Genomic DNA, 1424 nt, shown 5'->3' with positions numbered 1-1424 from the left:
GCCGGGCTCACCCAGCGGGTCGACTTCGACGTGCAGTTCGGGCTCGAGGGCGAGGCGGGCCGCGGCCGCGCCGACATGGTGGTCCGCCTGCCCGGCGGCGTCGGAGGTGCGTGAGAGGCTGGAGCGTGCCCATCGACTTCACCGCCATCGACTTCGAGACCGCCAACTCGCACGGAGCCTCCGCCTGCTCCGTCGGGCTCGTGAAGGTCCGCGACGGCCGCGTCGTCGACCGCGCCGGCTGGCTCATCCGCCCGCCGCTGGGGTACGACGACTTCCTCGAGTGGAACACGCGGATCCACGGCATCCGCAAGCACGACGTGCACGCCGCCGCCTCCTGGGTCGACCAGTTCGCCGACCTCGCGGCCTTCGCCGGCGAGGACGTGTTCGTCGCGCACAACGCCGGCTTCGACATGGGCGTCATCCGCGCGGCCTGCGCGGCGACCTCCCTCGAGCACCCCGAGTACGACTACCTCTGCTCGCTCCAGCTCGCCCGCAAGACGTACGAGCTCGACTCCTACCGCCTCCCCGTCGTCGCCATGGCCGCGGGCTTCGAGGACTTCCGCCACCACGACGCGTCGGCCGACGCCGAGGCGTGCGCCGCGATCGTCGTGCACGCGGCCCGGCGGCACGGCGCCGCGAGCATGGCCGAGCTCGGCGAGCTGGCCGGCGTCTCCGTGAAGCGCCTTCGCCCGAAGGCTCCCGTCGCCGCCTGACGTCCGTCATGCCGAGCCTGCTCGAGACGATCGGCTCAGCCGCGGGGGTCGCCGAACCAGGTGCTGAAGATGCGCCAGAAGTTCCGGTTCCCGTAGGCCGAGCAGTCGTCGCCCTCGCCGTAGAGGTTCGCGAGCGCCGCCGCGTTCGGCTGGTACGGCGTGTAGTAGTAGAGACCCGCCGTGGCCGCGTTGGCGATCGTCACCGGGGCGGTGCCGCAGGACTCGTCCGGGGAGTAGCGGACGTCGCCGGCCGCGCCGACCGGAAACCAGTCGAAGCTGCTGTCCGGGTTCCGGTAGCGCTGGAACTGCCACGCCGCTCCGTACACCTGCGCGGCGAAGCCGTAGGAGTCCGTGTCGCAATCGGCGGTGTCCGGGCAGCCGTAGCCCGTGGCACTGCGGAACTGCCGCTCGCTCGGCTCCGGATCGGTCACGAGCGACTGCTCCTTCTGCAGCAGCACCAGGAGGACAGCCGGATTCACGTCGCACGCGCCGGCGACCGAGGTGATGATCTCCGCGGCCGGGACGTCGCGTCCGGCGGGCAGCGCGTCGCACTGCTCGTCGGCCGTGATCGCCGCGGTGTCCTCGGCGTAGTCGCGCAGGCACGGCACCGGCCCGCCCGCGCAGTCGGGGACACGGGCGTCGAGGAACGCCTGCACCGTGAGCGGTCCGAGCGCGTCGCCGTCGAAGAAGACCTCGTCGGAGATCAGGTCG

General features: G+C 72.3%; 1 protein-coding gene and 1 pseudogene. One reads left to right on the top strand and one right to left on the bottom strand.

The genetic code is table 11. The features are described 5' to 3' along the window. Positions 1-125: 125 nt before the first annotated feature. The gene (locus C5C27_RS17485) at positions 126-713 is read left to right on the top strand and encodes an exonuclease domain-containing protein (RefSeq protein WP_104224410.1); all 588 of its coding nucleotides are present in this window, start codon (positions 126-128) and stop codon (positions 711-713) included. Between the two features lie 35 nt (positions 714-748). On the opposite strand, the pseudogene C5C27_RS18295 reads toward C5C27_RS17485, so the two are convergent. Then, positions 749-1424: pseudogene (locus C5C27_RS18295) on the bottom strand (hypothetical protein); the annotation flags it as partial.

The organism is Rathayibacter sp. AY2B7, assembly GCF_002931635.1.
GTDB lineage: Bacteria > Actinomycetota > Actinomycetes > Actinomycetales > Microbacteriaceae > Rathayibacter.
The sequence above is the reverse complement of the archived record's forward strand: the minus strand, read 5'-3'. Positions and strand labels throughout refer to the sequence as shown.